This window comes from Niveispirillum sp. FG148 (assembly GCF_057809655.1).
In genome coordinates this window covers 31,257-50,807 of record NZ_JBMDKJ010000032.1, presented here as the reverse complement: position 1 = coordinate 50,807, position 19,551 = coordinate 31,257, and the positions used below count along the sequence as shown (strand labels likewise).

At 62.1% G+C, this 19,551-nt stretch carries 14 protein-coding genes and 1 pseudogene; 6 read left to right on the top strand and 9 right to left on the bottom strand.

What is annotated here, in order from left to right; genetic code table 11:
* Positions 1-8: 8 nt before the first annotated feature.
* Genes ACODTW_RS23860 through ACODTW_RS23850 form a run of 3 tightly spaced genes read right to left on the bottom strand, consistent with a single transcriptional unit; the run spans position 9 to position 3,610 of the window.
* Entirely contained in the window at positions 9-1,019 is a 1,011-nt protein-coding gene (locus ACODTW_RS23860) for a DUF7064 domain-containing protein (RefSeq protein WP_488948631.1), read from the bottom strand.
* Positions 1,012-2,439 (bottom strand): phosphotransferase family protein, encoded by a 1,428-nt coding sequence (locus ACODTW_RS23855; RefSeq protein WP_488948630.1) that lies wholly within the window; start codon positions 2,437-2,439, stop codon positions 1,012-1,014. The genes ACODTW_RS23860 and ACODTW_RS23855 overlap by 8 nt, the downstream gene beginning before the upstream one ends.
* Positions 2,440-2,473: 34 nt before the next feature.
* Positions 2,474-3,610 carry an MFS transporter gene (locus ACODTW_RS23850; protein WP_488948651.1) on the bottom strand — a complete coding sequence of 379 codons (1,137 nt, stop codon included), beginning with the start codon at positions 3,608-3,610 and terminating at the stop codon, positions 2,474-2,476.
* Positions 3,611-4,296: 686 nt separating this feature from the next.
* Between ACODTW_RS23850 and ACODTW_RS23845 the strand changes: the two genes are divergently transcribed.
* Positions 4,297-5,334, top strand: a complete 1,038-nt coding sequence (locus ACODTW_RS23845; protein ID WP_488948629.1) for a phosphotransferase family protein — start codon at positions 4,297-4,299, stop codon at positions 5,332-5,334.
* Between the two features lie 17 nt (positions 5,335-5,351).
* Complete coding sequence (locus ACODTW_RS23840) at positions 5,352-6,569, top strand: acyl-CoA dehydrogenase family protein (RefSeq protein ID WP_488948628.1); 1,218 nt, start codon at positions 5,352-5,354, stop codon at positions 6,567-6,569.
* 61 nt (positions 6,570-6,630) lie between these two features.
* Here the strand turns inward: ACODTW_RS23840 and ACODTW_RS23835 are convergent, their stop codons facing one another.
* Positions 6,631-9,000 carry a TonB-dependent receptor gene (locus ACODTW_RS23835; RefSeq protein ID WP_488948627.1) on the bottom strand — a complete coding sequence of 790 codons (2,370 nt, stop codon included), beginning with the start codon at positions 8,998-9,000 and terminating at the stop codon, positions 6,631-6,633.
* 347 nt (positions 9,001-9,347) lie between these two features.
* On the opposite strand from ACODTW_RS23835, the gene ACODTW_RS23830 reads away from it, so the two are divergent.
* Positions 9,348-10,142 carry an enoyl-CoA hydratase-related protein gene (locus ACODTW_RS23830; protein WP_488948626.1) on the top strand — a complete coding sequence of 265 codons (795 nt, stop codon included), beginning with the start codon at positions 9,348-9,350 and terminating at the stop codon, positions 10,140-10,142.
* 78 nt (positions 10,143-10,220) lie between these two features.
* Here the strand turns inward: ACODTW_RS23830 and ACODTW_RS23825 are convergent, their stop codons facing one another.
* The 4 genes and pseudogenes from ACODTW_RS23825 to ACODTW_RS23810 all read right to left on the bottom strand — a co-directional run bounded on the left by ACODTW_RS23825 (position 10,221) and on the right by ACODTW_RS23810 (position 14,596).
* Positions 10,221-10,982, bottom strand: a complete 762-nt coding sequence (locus ACODTW_RS23825) for an SDR family oxidoreductase (protein WP_488948625.1) — start codon at positions 10,980-10,982, stop codon at positions 10,221-10,223.
* A 12-nt stretch (positions 10,983-10,994) separates the two neighbouring features.
* Positions 10,995-11,785: pseudogene (locus ACODTW_RS23820) on the bottom strand (SDR family NAD(P)-dependent oxidoreductase).
* 14 nt (positions 11,786-11,799) lie between these two features.
* Positions 11,800-13,773, bottom strand: coding sequence for an oxidoreductase (locus ACODTW_RS23815; protein ID WP_488948624.1), 1,974 nt, complete (start codon positions 13,771-13,773; stop codon positions 11,800-11,802).
* A gap of 49 nt (positions 13,774-13,822) precedes the next feature.
* A complete protein-coding gene (locus ACODTW_RS23810) occupies positions 13,823-14,596 on the bottom strand; it encodes an enoyl-CoA hydratase/isomerase family protein (RefSeq protein ID WP_488948623.1) in 774 nt (257 codons plus the stop codon).
* A gap of 193 nt (positions 14,597-14,789) precedes the next feature.
* On the opposite strand from ACODTW_RS23810, the gene ACODTW_RS23805 reads away from it, so the two are divergent.
* Both ACODTW_RS23805 and ACODTW_RS23800 read left to right on the top strand, forming a co-directional pair.
* Positions 14,790-15,563 carry an SDR family NAD(P)-dependent oxidoreductase gene (locus ACODTW_RS23805; protein ID WP_488948622.1) on the top strand — a complete coding sequence of 258 codons (774 nt, stop codon included), beginning with the start codon at positions 14,790-14,792 and terminating at the stop codon, positions 15,561-15,563.
* A 16-nt stretch (positions 15,564-15,579) separates the two neighbouring features.
* On the top strand, positions 15,580-16,329 hold the full coding sequence (locus tag ACODTW_RS23800) for an SDR family NAD(P)-dependent oxidoreductase (RefSeq protein ID WP_488948621.1): 750 nt from the start codon (positions 15,580-15,582) through the stop codon (positions 16,327-16,329).
* A 79-nt stretch (positions 16,330-16,408) separates the two neighbouring features.
* On the opposite strand, the gene ACODTW_RS23795 is transcribed toward ACODTW_RS23800, so the two are convergent.
* Complete coding sequence (locus ACODTW_RS23795) at positions 16,409-18,121, bottom strand: FAD-dependent oxidoreductase (protein ID WP_488948620.1); 1,713 nt, start codon at positions 18,119-18,121, stop codon at positions 16,409-16,411.
* Positions 18,122-18,369: 248 nt separating this feature from the next.
* Between ACODTW_RS23795 and ACODTW_RS23790 the strand changes: the two genes are divergently transcribed.
* Positions 18,370-19,533, top strand: coding sequence for an acyl-CoA dehydrogenase family protein (locus tag ACODTW_RS23790; RefSeq protein WP_488948619.1), 1,164 nt, complete (start codon positions 18,370-18,372; stop codon positions 19,531-19,533).
* The last annotated feature ends 18 nt before the right edge of the window (positions 19,534-19,551 follow it).

The window sequence follows — 19,551 nt, the reverse complement described above, 5'->3', positions numbered from 1 at the left end:
CGGCCCATTCAAAGCGGCCGGCAGATGCGTGTCACGTAGTCGTTCCACTGTACTTCCTGAGTCTCGCCCCAACAGGAAAGTCCCAATTGCGGGCTTGTCCAGCGGGTCAGGCCGGTATGGCAGAGCGCGTTCTGCCAGCAATGCCAGGGTACGGAGCAGGTCACCTCACCTTCGAAACGGAACTCCCGTCCATCTTCCAACACGCAATCGATGATGTGTCGGATTGGCCGCAGGCCATCTTCTTGGGCGCGTTCGGTGATCTTGGAGTATTTGGTCAGGCGCAACTGCTTGCCATTGTCGTAGACCCAACCGTCACTCAGCAGCCGGTCGGGGGAGACGTCATACAATCCGGCCCAGTCCGGACCGCGTTCTGGATCATCCAACCCCGATATGCAGAAGGCGAAATCCTCAGAAAAGGCCGCATTCATCCACGTATAGGGCGGCATCCGATGGCCGTTCTCCGGACGGCGTTCGCCCCAGGAACGGTCGCGGATCGTCAGATTGTCGAAGGCATAATCCGCTCCCGCATAGGTGACCTTACCCATGGAACGCATGGTCTGTTCGAAATGCTGGTTATTGCCCCGCATGATGGCCGGCTGTACGGCCTGCTGCACCATGTCCAGGTCAAACCCACGGTCGACATTGCTGTAACGGATGCGCATCCGTTCCATCGGCTTCTCGAAGTCGACAGTCAGCCCGTTTGCCAGGGTGATATTGCCAGCCTCGTCGAAAATGGTGTCGGGCGCGAAATTCCGGAAATCAAACAACTCGCAGGCAAGCTGATCCCGCTTGCTGCCCATATGAACGAACAATCCGCCCGTGCAGAGATGAAGGTTCGGATGGGTCCAGATGTGGATGAAGCCATGCATGCCGGACTGGGGCTCGTTGAAGCCCCAATACCAGGTTTCCGTCATTTCATGATGTTTTTCGGGCAATGAGCGCCCGTGGTAGAAATCGTCGCCAGGGCCGGGTGTGCCGAAATTCCGGCTGTTTTTGGTCCATTCGATTGCTTCAGACATGGTGGGTCTCAGCCTCCCTAATGGCGTCGAGGATGGCGATCTCATATTTCGGAATGTAGATGGTGCCGGCCACGCAGAGCGGGATATCCGAGACCGTCGGCAGCATCAGCGAGTTCAACGATCCGATGCAGGCGATCATATTGCGCACCTCTCGCCAGACGTCGAAATATCGTTCAGAGACCGGATCGAGGGTGTAGCCGCACAGCTCACGGTAGGTTGAATAGAAGTGATCCCAATGTCCGATCCGCTGCATGAAAGGACGGATGGTTGTCAGATCCTCCACCGGATCGCCGATATGGCTGAACTCCCAGTCAAGGACCGTGTCGATCCGGTTATCGCGCATCAGGAAATTGTGAAAGCCGAAATCGCCGTGCACGCGGCAGGCGGGGCGCTGGACCAGATCATCCTTATGTCGGCGCAACCAGTGCAGGCCAAGGGCCAGACCCGGATGGGGCAGGCGTTCCCGCTCCATGACCCGCCGATGCAGATCGTCCAGTTCGGTCCCGAGGACATTGCGAATGTCTGTATCCGGTTCCGCTGTCCCGCGATGCAACCGGCCCAGGACCCCGGCACAACTTTCCGCCCATAACCGGCAGGCGTTCACGTCCGTCGGCAGGATATGGTTGGCAGGCGTTCCGGACCTGAATGAAACGGCCATGAAGGCGGACGCGAACGGCGCCGGGTCCTTCTCCAGCCACAGCGGCTCGGGCACGGGGAGGTCGAGGTCGGCCATCGCTTTCAGGACGGGAAATTCACCGGTGACGCTGGAGCCCGTCGGCAGGCCAAGCCCATCCTTGCGGATGACGATGGCACGCTCCCGCGCGGTCGCTGCATCAACCAGCCTGACAATATAGGTGGCCTTGGAATAGCCACCCATCAGCCGCTTGACGCCGACGACCCGTGTCGTTGACGGTTCGATGGCGCGGCGGTGCATCCAGGCTTCCAGCAGCGGGGCGGTGATCTCGACCGACGCCTCATCCTCTGCTTCAGGTCGTGTGTCGCCGCGTCCGCCGGCATAGGTGCTGCCTGTGCCGGCACTGACCACCGGGTCCATCACGCTGTGATAATCAACCAGGAACCGGCGTACCGCATCATTCAATGCACCGCCGTCCAGGGTGGACCCACGTTCCAGGGCCTCCGTCAATCGGGCGCCGACATCCTTCTGCCAGACGGCGTCCCATTTGCGGGTCCGGGGCGCCCTTTGCCCGTGGATAGTAAGGCGGGAAAGCAGTTTCTCCTCTGCGGTCCGTGCATTGGCCAGTAGGGCCGGATCGTAGCCCACCCGCGCCAGTTGGTAGGAAAGTGCCGTCGCGGCCATGTGCGCTTCTGTCAACTGATCGCTGGTGAGATTGTCCGCCCTGGTCAGGCGTTCAAGGAATTGCAGGATCGCTTCGAATACTTTTCCGCTAATGGCATCCATGAATATTGTCCTTCTCCCGTGTATGGAACCCGGTTCATACGTTGAGAGATGCTGTGCTGACGGGGCGTGCCTTGGCCCATCTGACGACGACCAGGAAAAGCAGTGTCGCCACCAGCAAGGCGGCGGCACACCCCAGGAAGGCCGGCTGATAATTGCCATCCAGCATGAACAGCCAGCCGATCAGCGGTGTGACACCGAAGATGAAGGGCAGTTTGATCGCGTAGCTGTAGCCCATGGCCTTGCTGACGCCGGCGGGGCCGAACAGGGCGGCAAGAACGGCCCCATGCAGGGTCACCAATGGAACGGTCACGATGCCCAGGATGGCGGCAATGATGGGGAAGATGGCCGTCGGTGCCAGCACCAGCAGCAGCCACATGATGATCTGGGTGAAAGCAGCCAGGACCAGGGCCATGGACGCGCCCAGCTTGTCCGACAGCCATCCGAACAGCAGCGTTCCGAAGATGCCGGCACCTGCGTAGAGGGACAGCAAGCCGGCGGCCTGCGCATGTGACAGATCGCGGCTGACGGCATAGGGAACGGCGTGCACGGTATAAGCGGTGCCGATACCGGCCAGAATGCCGATGCCCAAGGCCAGCAGCCAGAAATCGCCGCGACGGAAGAAGCGGATCGTCGGTGCGGCCATTCTGCCGGCGGTCGCCTGGCTGTCACTCTCCGTCGGTCTTTCGCTGACCAGCAGCAGCGGCAGCAACAGCGCGAAGGAGGCGATGGCGAAGCCTTGATAGATCGCTTCCCGGCCCAACGCCGGCAACAGCAGCGCCACCAGGAAGGGCGTCGCGAAAAGCACCAGCGGCAGATTGATAATGCTCAACACTTTGCCACGGCCCACGGCCACCCATCGGGTCGCCAGCGTGACCGGCCCCAGCACGGCGATCAGGCTGGTGCCGGCGCCAATCAGGGCAAACATCGCGATTGCGACGCCATAGTCTGCCCCAATACTCAATCCCGCATACCCGATACCGTTGAGGATGGCCCCCGCCATCATCATGGCGCGGACCGGCAGTTTACCCATCAGCCCCCCTAGCAGGGCGGAAAAGATGCCAAGCGCGGATATCAGGGCGCTCATGCCGAAGGAGGCCTGTGCCCGATCCACCGCGAAATGAGCCTCGTTCGCCGTCAACAGAGGGCCGAAGGAACCGAAAGCCAAGCCCATGCCAAGATTCTGGGCAACAAAACAGGCGGCGATGGTTCGTTGACGGCATTTGCGATCATGCCGTTCATTGGTGTCGGACACAGGCTTCCTCCCATTGTTCCACGCTATTGTAAAGCAGTCTGGCCCTATCGATGCGGCCAGCAAGGCAATCGCTTATGCCTGCCACCGCAGAACGCAGGTGTCCGCGGTGTGGATCGGAGGATCATTTCCGACCTGATGCGTCGTTGTCCCGCCACAACGCCATGCTGTAGTAGCCAACACTGCTGAGCCAGACCATGGCACCCATGATCGTGCACGGAAGAATGCCCCCGGACGGTTCTATGTGTCCGCTATCGGCTGTGAGGGTGGTGCCAGCGTGGGGGGGCCGGAGCCCACACGGCCCTTGTCGGCGATGATCGGGGTTTTCCTGAACATGGATGATCTCTTTATCGGCTCCCACCCGTTTCTCCTGGTCATGTGGATCTGCCGTTTCTGACCTTCAGTCTAAGGCAATCCGTCCGATGCGAAGCGACTGGCACGGCAATGGATCATATCCCTGGCCGTAGTGCGGTTGACGCCTGCCAAGGCACGATTTGACTGCTGCCGGTTTGACGTTTGGCTGTGCCTGCAAAGGTCCAGGCAGGCATTGCACCCGTCGCCGCTTCGGTGTGCAACCGATGTCTGGGCAACTTTCATGATCGACAAACATGTCAACCGATCTTCCTTTTAATCTCGGTGCGCTTTCGGCCTGGATGGATGGCCAGAGGATCGGACAGGGGCCGATCCAGGAGGTCCGGCTGCTCACGGGGGGGACCCAGAACATCCTGATGCGCTTTCGCCGGGAGGGGCGGGACTATGTTCTGCGCCACCCACCGGCCAATCCCCGTGCCACAAGCAACCGGGTGATGGCGCGGGAGATCGAGCTGCTGGGCGGCTTGACGGGCAGCAAGGTGCCCCATCCCGCTTTGATCGCCGGATGCACGGACGTGTCTGTGCTTGGCGCGGTCTTCTATCTGATGGAGCCCGTGGATGGCTTCAACCCGACGGTGGCGCTCAGCGCCCTTGCGGCCGGCGATGCCGCCGTCAGACATCGGATGGGTCTGGAACTGATGGACGGTCTGGCCGCGCTGGGCGATATCGATCCGGTTGCCGTCAATCTGCAGAATTTCGGCAAGCTGGAAGGTTTCCTTGACCGGCAGACTGGCCGCTGGGCCTCTGAACTGGCCGGATTCTCGCAGTTCGCGGGATGGGAGGGGCCGGCGGCCCTGGGCAATGTCGAGGCCGTCGGGCATTGGCTTGACGATAACAAGCCGTCCTCCATGAAGGCGGGCATCATCCATGGTGATTTCCACATCGGCAACATGATCTATGCCGACGATGGCACCCTGCTGGCCATCGTCGATTGGGAAATGGCGACGCTGGGTGACCCGCTGGTCGATCTCAGCCGGGTGCTGATCAGTTGGCCCGACGCTGGCGTGCGCATGCCCTACACCATGCGGGTCGACCGCCTGGACGGGTTCCCCAGCCGGGATGAGATGGTCCGGCGCTATGCGGAACGCTCGGGCCGCGATCTTTCGGCCCTGCCCTGGTTTGAGGTGCTGGCCTGCTACAAGCTCGGCATCCTTTTCGAAGGAACGCATGCCCGCGCCCAGGCGGGCCTCGCCGACAAAGCAACGGGCGACCGGCTGCATGGGGCAGCGGTCGCCTTGCTGGACAATGCCCGCCGGATCATCGCGCGGGCCTGAACGATCTGGAGCAGCAAATGGATTTCGACCTTTCCACTAAACAGCGTGAATGGCTGGACCGGGTGCGGGCCTTCATGGCGGCACATGTGGTGCCTGCCGTTCCGACCTACTATGCCCAACTGGACCGGGAACGCTGGAAACAGCCCGATATCCTGCAGGAACTTAAGGCCAAGGCTCGCGCCGAGGGATTGTGGAACCTGTTCATGACGCCGACCGACCATGATCATGGCGATTACCACGGTGCGGGGCTGAGCAACCTGGAATATGCTCCGCTGGCGGAGGAGATGGGCCGCGTCGTCTGGGCGTCGGAAGTGTTCAATTGCTCCGCCCCCGATACGGGCAATATGGAAATCCTGCACCGGTACGGCACCGAGGCCCAGCAGGAGCTTTGGCTGAAGCCGCTGATGGCGGGTGACATCCGCTCGGCCTATGCGATGACGGAGCCCGACGTCGCCTCCTCCGACGCGACCAATATGCAGACGGAAGTCCGGCGCGACGGCGATGACTATGTCATCAATGGCCGCAAATGGTGGATTTCGGGTGTGGCGGATCCGCGTTGCAAGGTGATGATCGTCATGGGGCGCAGCAATCCCGACGCTCCGCGCCATCGCCAGGCCTCGCAAATCCTGGTGCCGATGGGGACGCCGGGCGTCACCATCGGCCGTAACATGACCAATTTCGGCTATGACGACGCGCCGCACGGCCATTGTGAGGTGAGTTTCGACAATGTCCGTGTGCCGGCCGCGAACATGCTCCTGGGCGAGGGCAGGGGATTTGAAATCTCCCAGGGCCGCCTGGGGCCGGGCCGCATCCACCATTGCATGCGGATCATTGGTCTGGCCGAGGTGGCGCTGGAAAAGATGATCCGCCGACTGATGAGCCGGTCGACCTTCGGCAAGCGGCTGATCGACCATTCGGTCTGGGAGCAGCGCATCGCCGACGCGCGGATCGATATCGAAATGGCGCGCCTGCTGACGTTGAAGGCCGCCGACATGATGGACAAGGTCGGCAACAAGGTGGCCCGGCTGGAGATCGCCATGATCAAGGTGGCGGGCCCGCGTGCCGCCCTGCGCATCATCGACAACGCCATACAGGCCTTTGGTGCCGGCGGGCTGGACAGCGATGCGGGGACGGCCGCCCTGTTTGCCCGTGTGCGTGCCCTGCGGATCGCGGATGGGCCCGACGAGGTCCATGCCCGGACTATCGCCCTGCTGGAACAGAAGCGCTATCCGTAATAGGGTTTTGTATGGGACCCGTCGATCCACGGATCGACGGGTCCCATGCTTATCTGTGCGGTCAGAACCGGTACTGCAGTTCCATGCCATACATACGCGGCCGTCCCGGTGCCGCGGCATTCACCCCCAGCGAAGCGCCCTGCGCCAACCCGCCGACATAATAATCCTTGTTTGTCAGGTTGGTGGCGAAGGCGCTTAAGGTCATATCCGTGCCCAGCACGTCGGACCAGGACACGCGCAGATTTAGCAGCGTATAGGCTGGCACCCGCGTGTCCGGTGTCAGGCTGTTATAGTGGTTGCTGAAATACTGCCCGCTCTGTGAATAGACGTCACCACGGATCGCCAGGTCGCCCAGCCGGCCGTCGAGAGGCAGTTTGAGCTGCACATAGGCTGTGCCGGCGGTTTTGGGCGTGTCAGCGTAGGAATCATAGACGAACAGATTGCCAAAGACGATGGACCGGTTGCGGGTATAGGCAGCGTCTGTATAGGCGAGGTTGCCGCCGACCTCCAACTCGTCGGTCAAAAGGATGGAGGCCTCGACCTCGAACCCCTTCACCTGGGCTTCGGGTACATTGACCGTGACCGCAACCGAGGTCGGCTGTGCCGGTCCCGGTCCATCCAGATCGACAATGGGGAATTCCGTGCGCTGCACATTCTTCACCCACTGCTTGTAGGCGGCCAGATTGAAGCGGGCCGGCCGGTCGGCCACGGCACCGCTCCATTTCAGGCCTACTTCGACGTCCTTGGCGGTTTCCGGCCGGAACAGGGCGCCGGCACCGGAAGCATCAAACGGCCGCAATGGTGCCGAGCCATTGAGGCCGCCGCTCCGCCAGCTGCCGCGATGGGTGACATACAGCATGGCATCGTCGGTGACCTTATAGTCGGCGCCAATGGTCCAACTGGGTTTGTCGAACTTCACCGACAGGCTGTTGGTCGGATAGTTGCCATAGACATTGCCGTCGGGCAGATGGTTGAGCCGTACCCGCTCCCAGGTGTGGCGGAAACCACCCGTGATGCTGACATCCTCCAGACCGGCGGAAGAGAGGTCATAAGTGGTCTGGGCGAACAGTGCCTTGGACCGGCTGCGTGTCCGGAACGAGGAGGTGGTGCCTGTGGGCGGCAGCACCGGCGCCAGCTCGAAATAGGTCTGCGGCCAGTGGGTCAGGGAGCTTGAGTCATAGTAATAGGCGCCCAGTATATATTCCAGATCACCGCCAGCCGCCTTGCCCTGCACCTGGGTTTCATTGGAAAGGGAACGGGTCGTTTCCAGATTGCCGAAATCCTGGGACACGATATTGCAGGTGCAGATGGCCAGGAAGGGCGAACCCAGTTCCGAGACATTGTAGTGTGATCGCGACCGGCTCCAGCCGAAGATGTTCTTGATGCTGACATCGTCGGAGACGTCGTAGGTGGTGGCATTCGTTAGATAGTGATTGCGCCCGCTGAAGAATGTCTTGCCGCTTCGCAGGTCCGTGAGATCGACCGTATAGGCGCCCAATTGCTTCTGGCGTGCGATGGCGGCGGGGTATCCGCCCGGATTAACGCCCGGATGGGCGGCGACAAAGGACGCCCAGGCTCCCGGTCCAAACACCGCGTCAAGGGCGGGACTGAAAAGGAAAGCGGCGGAACTGGCCAGCGGCAGGCCGGTGACGGCATCGGTCGACCCCGGCATGTTTACGCTCCACGGCACCACGCTTGTCGAGTTGCCGCCCGAGCGGGTGTATTCGACGACTGTGGTGTTCGTGAGGTTCTCGCTGGGATTGAAGGTGACCGAGGCGCGTCCGCTCTTGCGGTCGAGCTTGCCAAGGCGCGGGTTGAGATTGTTGCCGCCGTTGAAGATATTGTGCTGATAGCCGTCGCGGTTGGCGTAGTTGGCGGCAACCCGTAGCAGGAGCTTGTCAGCGACGACGGGGACATTGAGGACCCCTTTCAGGTCGACGTAGTCGTAATTACCGTAGGCAGCCGAGACGCTGCCCTCCTGGTCCTTGCCTGGCTTGGCGGTCTGGAACAGCACGGCGCCGCCCGTGGCATTGCGCCCAAACAGCGTGCCCTGCGGCCCCTTTAGCACCTGCACCGATTCCATGTCGTAATAGTTGGAGGCGGAATTGCCGTTCGCCTGGACTTCATTGACATAGGGCACGACAGCCAGGGCGGAGCCGCTGAAGGCATCGATGGTCTGGCCGCGGATGGAAAAGGCGATCTGGTTCGATCCTTCGGTTTCCCGGATCGTCAGGCCCGGAATCGAGCGCTGCAGGTCGGCTTCCGACCGAAGCTGCCGGTCCTCGATCTGTTCCGGGGTGAAAGCCACCACGGCGACCGGAACATCCTGGAGCGCTTCTGCCCGACGGCGTGCCGTCACAACGATTTCCTGCCATTCCGGCGCGGGTGCCGACGGGCGTTGTTCCTGGGCGGCCGCGGCACCGATGTCCACGGATGCGATGGCGGCGCCGCATAAAAAAATCCCACGCAACTTTGAGTGCATATCTTCCTCCTGTTCCTTATGATTTTTGAGCTCGCTTCGTTCGGCAGCTTTGGCCGTCAAGATGAAGCGCGAGGAAAATAGACCCTATGCTCAATTGGGGTGTTGTCCTGACAGGTAGGCTAATTTGTCTGTGCTCTTGTATGGCGTCAGCAGACAAGCATCGGCGTTGCCGGATCGCTAAATGGCGGGATAGTGGGAATTGAACCGTACCTGTTTGTCTTCCAGTCTGCCGTCGGACAGCAGACAGGCGCGGGATTTTGACCATGCACCCCCATTCCACCATGAGAGATATCCGGATGAGCGCCTTTCAGAATATCAAGCTGGTTGTCGAAGCCGGCATCGCCCGTCTGACACTGGCCCGACCGGACGCGCTGAATGCTCTAAGTCGCCCGCTTCTGCGGGAGATGATCACGGCGCTGGACGCGCTGCGGCAGAACCGCGAGGCGCGGGTATTGTTGATCACCGGTGAGGGGCGGGGCTTTTCCAGTGGTGCTGACCTGTCCGCCGGTAACTCGCCTGTCGGCAGTCCGGATTTCGATGGTGGGGAAGTGCTGGAGCAATATTACAATCCGCTGATTGAGCGGATGTTTGCGCTGCCGCTGCCGATCGTATCGGCCATCCATGGGCCCGTGGTCGGTGCCGGATGCAGCATCGCGCTCTCGGCCGATATCGTCATTGCGGCGGAGTCCGCCTATTTCCTGCAGGCGTTCATCAATGTCGGTCTCGTCCCCGACGCCGGCAGCATGTGGCTGCTGCCGCGCCTGATCGGGCGGTCCCGTGCGCTGGCGATGATGATGCTGGGTGAACGCATACCGGCGAGGACGGCCCTGGATTGGGGGCTGGTCCAAGATGTCGTCGCCGACGCGGATCTGGCGACCCGGGCCGGGACGATTGCCGAGAAACTGGCGCGCGGGCCGACCCTTGCCTATGCCCTGATCCGGCAGGGGGTGCGTAAGGCCAGCGAGCAGACCCTGTCCGAAACCCTTGTCTATGAGCGCGAAGCCCAGCGACTGGCCGGCGCCAGTGCTGATTTCGTCGAGGGGGTGGCCGCGTTCCGGGAAAAGCGTCCCGCGAAATTCACGGGCCGATGACACCCTATGAAAGGATAGCCAATATCACCCCGTTGCAGGCCGCGGTTCCGTTCCAGTCTGCAACGGGGAAGTACAAGCCTAAAGACTGCGGCCGCCATCCACGATCAGGGTCTGGCCCGTGATATAGGCGGCCAGCGGTGACACCAGAAAAAGGGCGGCATTGGCGATGTCCTGCGGCAGGCCCAGACGCCCCAGCGAGATGGTGGTCAACGCAGCCTGAAGGCGGTCGGGATGGTCGGTCGTCACGGCCGTCATCTTCGTGGCGATCATGCCCGGCGCGATACCGTTGACACGCACCCCTTCGCGCCCCCACGCATCGCCAAGCGTCCGCGTCAGGGCGACCGCCGCGGCCTTGGACGCGGCATAGGCCGGGTTGCCAATAACGGATTTGTAAGCCCCGATGGAACTGATGATGATGATCGTTCCCTGCTGCGCCTTGAGCGTTGGATAGAGCCCGGTGCAGCAATGCATCACGCTGTTCAGGTTGATGTCGATGACCTTCCGGAAGGTCTCGATCTCAAACTCCTTGCGGCGATATTGCACCATCCCCTGGGCCAGAACCAGAATGTCCAGCCCATCGATTTCCGCCGTGGCACTGTCGATGGAAAGCGGGTCGGCGACATCAACCTGGCGATAGTCCAGGCCCGTTAGGTCGGACCCCTTCTCACCGGCATAGTCCTGCGCCCGCGCCCGGGTGCCCCATACCTGTACGGTAGCACCCTGAGTGCGGAAAAGCTGGGCAATGCCGTTGCCGATCCCGCTGGAGCCGCCGACCACGAGCGCTTTCTTCTCCGCAAGCGAGAGGATGTCGGTGTCAGGCTCTGCTGTCTGTTCCATCATGCTGATATCCGTTCAGTCGCCATTTGTGGGGTCGGTTCCCGTCAGGGCGGGTCGTTTCGCAAGTGTGGGAAACCGGGTGAGCTGATTGCCGCCGCTCACGGGAAGATTAAGGCCGGTGACGAAGGATGGTCCTGCCAGCCACAGGGCGGCCTCCGCGAAGTCTGCCGGTGAGCCGATACGGCCCAGCGGCACCTCTGCGGCATAGCTGCGCTCCATCCCATCCACCTGCCACAGGGGTGACGACATCTCGGAACGGATGGCGCCGGGAAGAATCGAGTTTACCTTGATGCCGCGTGGCCCGTACTCCGTGGCGGCATATCGGACCAGACAATCGGTTGCAGCCTTGGCGCACGCATAGCCATAGACATGCTGCAAAGGATGAGTGGCAGCCATGGAGGAGAACAGGACGATGGAGCCGCCTTCCATCATCGCGTCGGCCATGTGCCGGACGAAGTACAGATTTCCAAAAAATTCACATCCATCGACAGGCGCATGTCTTCCATGGACATGTTGGCGATTGTGCCGCCCAAGGGCAGGGCGGCGGCATTTACGGCTATGTCGATCCGGCCGAAAGCGTCGACAGTGCGGGCAACCAGAGCCTGAACGGCCGCCTCCCGTGCAGCATCACAGGATATGGCAATTCCCCCCGTGCGCTGTGCCAATGTTGCAAGGGGGGCTTCACGTCGGGCGGCGACGACGACCTTGGCGCCTTCGGCCGCGAACCGCTCCGCCACGGCCCAACCGGTTCCCGATTCAGCGGAAGCACCCAGAATGACGGCCACCTTGTCCTGCAGGATCGGCATGTTCCATTCCCTGCTTATACCGAGGCGCCGGCGATATGGCCCTCGCGGATTGCGACCGGCAGAAACCGGGGGGAGTTGGCGTCACCGACCACATGAACGGGACGGTTGCGCTCTCGCAGCGCCTCATAAAGATCCCGGTTGGGCGCATTGGCCGAGACGAAGACCACCGTATCCGCCGGCAGCCGGCGCAGGTCGGAATCGTCGGTGAAATGGGTTGGGCTGACCAGAACCGCACCCTCTTCGACCGCGACGGCGCGGTGGCGGATCAGATACTGGAACGGCCTGCCGCGCATCCGCATCAGGAACGGTTCCACCATCAGCGCGGCCTGCACCTGCTGCGCGACCATCCGCAGGCGCGTGACATAGGTGACGGTCAGGCCCTGTTCCAACAGATATTCGCAGGCACCCAAAGCCTCATAATGACCGACATCGTCGATGACAACGGCTGTCTTGCCCAGATCGGCGGGGCGCTGCATGAACAGGTCGAAGGCCGAGATCACATTGCGACGTTCAAAGTTCCGGATCGGCTGGCCGGGGTGCGAATGCTGGATACCGTCCATGCGCGGCATGGAACCGGTGGCCACGATCACCGCTTCGGCGTCGCTGGCGATCACATCTTCGATATCCATATAGGTTGACAGCCGGACATCGACCCCCAGCCTGAAAATTTCTATCTCCAGCCAACTGACAATATCGATCATGCCGTGACGTGTGGGCGCCTTCGCCGCCGCCCGCAAAGTGCCGCCCAGCAGCGGGCTGGCTTCGGCCAGGGTTACCTTGTGCCCACGCAGTGCGGCCACGCGGGCCGCCTCCATCCCGGCCGGACCGCCGCCGACCACCAGCAGCTTTTTGGGTGCGGGTGCGGGATGCAGCATGTGATCGCCGCGATAAAGCTCGTGCCCGGTGCCGGGGTTGACCGCGCATTCCATATGTCCGTGCTCGGTTGCAACCTGCGCGACACAGCTTTGATTGCAGCCAATGCAAGGGCGCACCTGATCGGCCTTGCCCGCCAGGCTTTTTGAGACGAGATCCGGATCGGCGATCATGGCCCGGACCAAGCCCACCATGTCGGCATCGCCGGAACGGATGACCTGGTCGCATTCCTCCAGCGTGCGGAAGCGGCCGATGACCATGGTGGGCGATTTCACGGCGCGGGTGATCGGCACGCTGGTGGGCAATTCATAGCCCATCGGCTCGTGCATCCCGCCGACCATCTTGGTGTAGCTGTTGTAATTGCCGATGGAGACGTTGACATAATCGATCAGTCCCCGCTCCTCCAGCATCAGGGCCACGGCGAGATTCTGGGCTTCGTCGACACCGTTCACGGTGAGGTCCGGGGCCAGACGGACGCCGACGACGAAATCCTTCGACACAGCGCTGCGGACGGCTTCCATCAACTCAATGACGAAGCGTGCGCGCTCCTGAATGGTGCCGCCGCCATATTCGTCATCGCGCAGGTTGGTGTTGGCCGACAGGAACTGCGCCGGCAAATAACCGTGGGCGCAATGCACATCCACACCGTCCAGGCCCCAGGCTTCCATGCGCTGGGCGGCGGTCGCATAGGATTCAATGATTTCGGCGATCATCGATCGGGTCATCTGCACCGGCACGATCCCGACTTCGACGCTGGGCGTGGGCGAAACCCCCCAAGGTGGAGAACCGTCGCGCGGCATCCCGTGGTGGCCGGCGTGCCAGAGTTGCTGGAAGATCCGCATGTCATACTTGCGGCCGACCGCTGACAATTTGCGATAGCCGTCTTCCAGCGTCGGATCCCACAGATCGATGGCCAAGGGACTGGTCGGATGCACCGATCCGACTTCGATGATGGAACAGCCGGCCCCGCCGCGTGCCCGTGCCTCGTGATAGGCGATCAGGGTGTCGTTCATCTGTCGTTTGCCCAGGATGGTCCCATGGGCCGGACGGATGATCCGGTTCTTCAGAACGATATTGCCCAATTTGATGGGGGTGTGGACGTGCGTGTAGGTCATTGGTTCCTCCCTGGTCTCGGCATCGCGGCTCTTGATGGCCGGTTCCACCTCAGCGTTTGCGCAGAGCGTCAATCACGGCCGGCAGCTCCGGGGCGGCGATCGACTCCATTTCCTGCGCCAGCCCGAATTCGAAGGCTTCGGCGGCACGGGCGGCCGTGATACGCGCAAAGGCACGCTTTGTCCCGTTGACCCCCATCGGCGCCATGGCCCGGATCTTCGCCGCCAACTCGCGGGCGCGGGGCAGCGCGTTGGCCGGCAACTCGACCAGTTCGGTGACCAGCCCATATTGATAGGCCTTCTCGCCGGTCATGATGTCGCCGGTCAGCAGGTAACGTTTGGCCCGGTTGACGCCGATGGATTGGGACCAACTGACGATGCCGCCATCGCCGGCGACAATGCCGACATTCACATGGGTATCCGCGATCTTCGCCTCCCGCCAGGCGACGACGATGTCGCAAAGGGTGGCAATGGTGGCGCCCAGACCGATGGCAGCACCCTGCACGGCGGCAATCACCGGGATTTCCATCCCGGCAATGCCGTAGAACACTTCCCTTGCGTAAGTGACCATTTCGTCGCGTACGGATGATTGCGCGTGCGCCTCAAGGATTTCGTCGAAATCACCGCCGGCCGAGAAGGCCCGGCCATCCGCCGCCAGGATCAGCACCCGAACAGCACCCTTCATGTCGCAGACAGCCCGCAGCGCAGCGGCGAATTCCTTATGCGCGGGCATGTCGAAGCGGTTCAGTAAATCCGGACGGGCCAAGTGTATCTCGGCGATGCCGTCCTCAATCTCCAGACGCAAGGTCGAATAGGGAGAGGTCATGGATGGTATCCCGCATGTCGATGTTCACTGATCCATACGCCTTGACTGGCATCCGGCAAAGAGAGGGGCTTGTCCCCGGCTGAACTCCCTCATGCGTCCGGTCGCAAAGGGCCAATTTTCATAGATCGGAGGGCGGCTGGCACCGGCATTCTGTCCATCAAATGCCGATCCGGCATGAATAAAGGGAGGGGGAATGATGTCGGTGCTTGCAGGAAAGGTCGCGTTGGTGACCGGTGCGGCGAAGGGTATGGGGCGTGCCATCGCCACGCAGTTCGCCCAGGAAGGGGCGAGGGTGGTTGTTGCCGCCCGGAATTTGCCGGAAGCGGAAGCGGTCGCCGCCAGCCTTCCCGCAGAGGCCATGGGGGTTGCGATTGATGTGACCCGGCGTGATCAGTGGGACGCGGCAATGGCGGCAATCGACGCCCGATGGGGCGCGCTCAATGTGCTGGTGAATTGCGCGGGGGTGACGGTGGCGGCGACGACCGAAGCGGTCAGCGAGGATGACTGGCGCCTGCATATGTCGATCAATCTCGACGGCGCCTTTCATGGCTGTCGTGCCGCCCTGCCGTTGATGAAGCAAGGTGGCGCGCCGGGCAGCATCATTAACATCTCATCGGCATTTGGTGTGCGCGTCGTTCCCGGCTTTGCCGCCTATAGCGTATCCAAGGCGGCACTCAACGCATTTACCCGCGTTCTGGCGTTGGAATGCGCTGCCGCCGGCCTGCCTATCCGCGTCAATTCGGTCATTCCAGGGGGCACGGAAACGGACATGCTGGATCGCGTGCTGGCGGAAACGGGCTTGCCGCGCGAAAAGGCCTATGCGGTCTTTTCCCGGATTCACCCGATGGGGCGGATGGGCAAAGCCTCGGAGGTCGCGCAAGCCGCTCTCTGGCTGGCCTCCGATGCATCCAGCTTCACCACCGGCAGCGAGTTGTTTGTCGATGGCGGTTGCACCATCCGCACCTGACAGGAAAGGTCGTACCATGGGTGACGTGGCTATTGTTTTTGGCGGAACCGGCGGTCTGGGGGCTGGCTGCGTCCGCGCCTTGGGGCGAGACTGGCAGACGGTCGCCATTGGATATCGCCGTGCACGCGACAGGGCGGCCGATCTGGCGCGGGAACTGCTTCCCGGCTGCGCGGGCTTCCCGGTGGAATGCGACGTGTCTGACCCGGCCTCCGTCAAGGCGGCGGTGGAGATGGTTTCACAGCAATGCGGCCAGATCGGCACCGCCATCTTCGCGTCGGGCTGCGACATTGAGCAACCGTACATCAGCGAAATCACTAGCGACGAGTGGCGCCGGGTGATCGAGACCGAGGTTCTGGGTTTCACCCACGTCCTGGCCGCCTTGATTCCGGTCTTCCGGCAGCAGAAGAAGGGGAACTTCGTGGCGGTCACCTCCATGGCCAATACCCGGTACATTGTCGGCGACGCGTTGTCCGCCGTTCCGAAAGCGGCCATCGAGACATTGTCACGCGGGGTGGCCAAGGAGGAGGGGCGCCACGGAATCCGCTGCAATACGGTCGCACCGGGTGCCATGGCGGCCGGCCTGGGGGAACGCTACATGGTGGAGAAGTTCACGCCGGAATTCTGGGCCGGCTTCCGCAAATCCATTCCCCTGCGGGATTTCGGGACCGCCGATGACATCGGCGAGGCCGTCGCCTTCTTCGCTTCAGACCGGGCGCGATACCTCACGGGCCAGACGCTGATCGTCGATGGTGGTTATACATTGTAGTTGGGCTGTAAAGACCTCCCGTCTCCCCGGCGCCGCCGTTGACGGCTTGGGAGACGGGAACCGGCAGAGAGAGTGCTGTTTACCGGATGGTCTGTGGGTTCTTGGCCTGTGCGGCAATGTCGTTTGCCGCAATATAGCCGAACACCATGGCGGGACCGATCGTCCCGCCGGCACCGGGATAGGCATTGCCGAAGGGAGAGCCGGAGGCATTGCCCGCCGCATAAAGGCCGGGGATCACGTTGCCGGCCTGATCAAGCACGCGGCCCTTCGCATCCGCCTTCAGGCCGCCCTTCGTGCCCAGGTCGCCCAGGCCGACGGGAATGGCATAGAAGGGCGCCTTGCCGATCGGACCCAGGCAGGGATTGGGCTTCAGGTTCAGGTCGCCGAAATTGCGGTCATAGATGTTGCCGCCCCGTCCGAATTCCGTATCCACGCCGGTTTGGGCATATTCATTCATCCGGCTGACGACGGCCGCCAGCTTCGCGGGAGCGATTTCGATCTTGCGGGCCAACTCGGCGATGGTATCCGCTTTGAAGATATAATGGTCCCACCAGTCGACCGGGATCTTGCGATCCGGCATGATCGCGGTCGGCATGATGCCGCCAGCGGGGAACTTGTAGCGGAAGGTGGCGTCGAAGACGAGCCAGCAAGGGGTGTTGGCCCCGGTCTTCACCTGATCTTCCATCATGGCATTGCCGAACCGGTCATAGCCGCAGGCTTCGTCGACGAAACGGTCGCCGTTGCGGTTGACGCAAACGCTGTGGGGGCGTCCGACATCGAAGACAGCCTGGTGAATCTCCTCAAAATTCGAGGCGGTGGGTAGCGGGACCGACATGGTCGGAACCCACCAGCCGGTTTCCGTGAACTCGGTGGCGGCCCCGATGGCCATACCCGCTTCCAACACCTCGCCGCGATTGGCTTCCTCCGGCGTGCTGCTCAACCTTGTATTGCCGGGGACGGTGAAAAAGCGCTCCCGCAGCGCCTGGTTCCATTCGAAGCCACCGGCGCAGACAATAACGCCGTGCCGGGCATGGATTGTCTCGGTACGCCCGAACCGTTGGGCCTGCACGCCCGTCACCCGTCCGTCTTCCCAGACGAGCTTCTTGACGGCGGTGCCCAGGCGGATGTCGACCTTGCGCTCGGCCAGCCGCTGAACGAGCGGCCCGATCAGGGAGGCACCCAGGCTGAACCAGCGATCCCGCCGTGTCAGGCGGCGGGTACCGAAATCCAGCCAGTAGCGCGCCATGACCCGCAGCACCGTCCTGATCCAGCCAGGCCCACGGGTGGAGATGGTATTGGCCTCATAGAAATCCATCGAATAGCGGTTCATCAGTTTGAAACGGGTGAACTGCTCGCGGATCAGGGGAAACAGATCGCCCAGGCGGCGACCATCAAAAAGCGGGAAGACGACGGAGCGGTCGGCACGGGCGCCCGGCTTTTCCGGGAAATAATCCGGCCAGGGCATGAAGAGGGGCTTCATGCCAATTTCCTGAAGATAGCGGATCATCTGCGGTCCCGTGTCTACAAGGGCCTCGATCCGGTCCTGGCGCACCGGCCCGGTGACGACGCTATTGATGTAACGCAGCGCTTCCTCCCGGCTGTCGGCGGTCCCCAGGCCATGATTGGGGATCCAGATGACGCCGCCGGAGGTGGCGGAGGTGCCGCCGATCTTGTGGGCCTTTTCCAGCACCAGCACCTTCAGGCCCAGTTCATTGGCCCGCACGGCTGCCATCATGCCAGCCGATCCCGACCCGGCGACGATAACATCATAGGTTTCGGACGTTGATTGCACCTGATTCCTCCCGGCTGTTTTGCGGTCATCTTAATGTCTGCGGCCGGCAATGGCGATCAGGGCTTGGGTGATTGCCGCGCGCGTCCTGACGCTATGCGGCTGGGGACAAGGGCAGCCGTAAAATACCGGGGTCAGACGCATTGTCTGTACCCGAATGGGCTTTTGACCGGCCTGGCTTGGCCCTTTGAGAATTGAAAACACTGGTCGAAAGTCGATGGGGACGAACGATCTCATGGGGAGTACCTGACTTGTCTGCGCTTGACCTGCCGCGCCCGGCCTTCATGGACGAGGAGGAACTGAGAATGTTCCAGGAGGCGACGGATCGCTTCCTCGATACCCATGCCGGCAAGACCGCCCGTGCCCGGTGGCGGGAACAGGGTTGGGTCGATCTGGAGACGTGGCGGCTGGCGGGGGATGCCGGACTGCTCGGCGTTTCGGTGCCTGCCGCCTATGGTGGATCGGGCGCTGACTTCCGCTATGACGCCATCCTGATGGAACGGCTGGGGGTCAAGCAGGCGCTGAATTTCGCCATCCCGCTGCACACCACGGTTGTCGCCCCCTACATCTACCATTACGCCACGGAAGAGCAAAAGCAACGCTGGCTGCCGGGCGCGGTCAGTGGCAAAACATTGCTGGCCGTGGCCATGACGGAGCCCGGTGCCGGCTCCGACCTGCAGGGCATGAAGACGACGGCGCGGCGCGACGGCGACCATTATGTCATCAATGGTCAGAAGACCTTCATCTCCAACGGCCGCCATTGTTCGCTGGTGGTTGTGGCGGCGAAGACCGACGCCACCGCCGGCGCCCGCGGGATCTCCCTGTTCGTGATCGAGGTGGACAAGACGGAAGGCTTCCAGCGGGGCCGTTTGCTGGACAAGCTGGGCCAGGAAGGTCGGGACACCGCCGAACTGTTTTTCACCGATATGCGCGTGCCGGCTGAAAACCTGCTGGGCGGGGTTGAGGGCCAGGGCTTCCGGATGCTGATGGAGATGCTGCCCAAGGAGCGGCTGGTCATCGCCTGGCAGGCGATGGGCATGATGGAGGCCGCCCTGGAGGCAACCATCGACTATGTCAAGGAACGTAAGGTCTTCGGCAAGCCGCTGCTCAGTATGCAGAATACTCAGTTCAAGCTGGCGGAATGCAAGACGCAGGCAACGGTGGCAAAGACCTTTCTCTACCACTGTACCGAACAACTGGTGCAGGGAAAACTGGATGCCGCGACGGCTTCCATGGCGAAGCTGTTCGTGACCGAGGCACAGGCCTTCGTAATCGACGAGTGCCTGCAGATGTTCGGCGGGTACGGCTACATGCTCGAATACCCGATTGCCGAAATGTACAAGGACGCGCGCGCCTATCGCATCTATGGCGGAACCAGCGAAATCATGAAGCTGCTCATCGCGCGCTCCCTCTGATCCCGAACGAACTTCAAA

Coding starts and splice junctions, on each gene's coding strand:
- ACODTW_RS23860 (WP_488948631.1), bottom strand. CDS start 1,019: ATGTCTGAAGCAATCGAATGGACCAAAAACAGCCGGAATTTCGGCACA.
- ACODTW_RS23855 (WP_488948630.1), bottom strand. CDS start 2,439: ATGGATGCCATTAGCGGAAAAGTATTCGAAGCGATCCTGCAATTCCTT.
- ACODTW_RS23850 (WP_488948651.1), bottom strand. CDS start 3,610: ATGGGCTTGGCTTTCGGTTCCTTCGGCCCTCTGTTGACGGCGAACGAG.
- ACODTW_RS23845 (WP_488948629.1), top strand. CDS start 4,297: ATGTCAACCGATCTTCCTTTTAATCTCGGTGCGCTTTCGGCCTGGATG.
- ACODTW_RS23840 (WP_488948628.1), top strand. CDS start 5,352: ATGGATTTCGACCTTTCCACTAAACAGCGTGAATGGCTGGACCGGGTG.
- ACODTW_RS23830 (WP_488948626.1), top strand. CDS start 9,348: ATGAGCGCCTTTCAGAATATCAAGCTGGTTGTCGAAGCCGGCATCGCC.
- ACODTW_RS23825 (WP_488948625.1), bottom strand. CDS start 10,982: ATGATGGAACAGACAGCAGAGCCTGACACCGACATCCTCTCGCTTGCG.
- ACODTW_RS23815 (WP_488948624.1), bottom strand. CDS start 13,773: ATGACCTACACGCACGTCCACACCCCCATCAAATTGGGCAATATCGTT.
- ACODTW_RS23810 (WP_488948623.1), bottom strand. CDS start 14,596: ATGACCTCTCCCTATTCGACCTTGCGTCTGGAGATTGAGGACGGCATC.
- ACODTW_RS23805 (WP_488948622.1), top strand. CDS start 14,790: ATGATGTCGGTGCTTGCAGGAAAGGTCGCGTTGGTGACCGGTGCGGCG.
- ACODTW_RS23800 (WP_488948621.1), top strand. CDS start 15,580: ATGGGTGACGTGGCTATTGTTTTTGGCGGAACCGGCGGTCTGGGGGCT.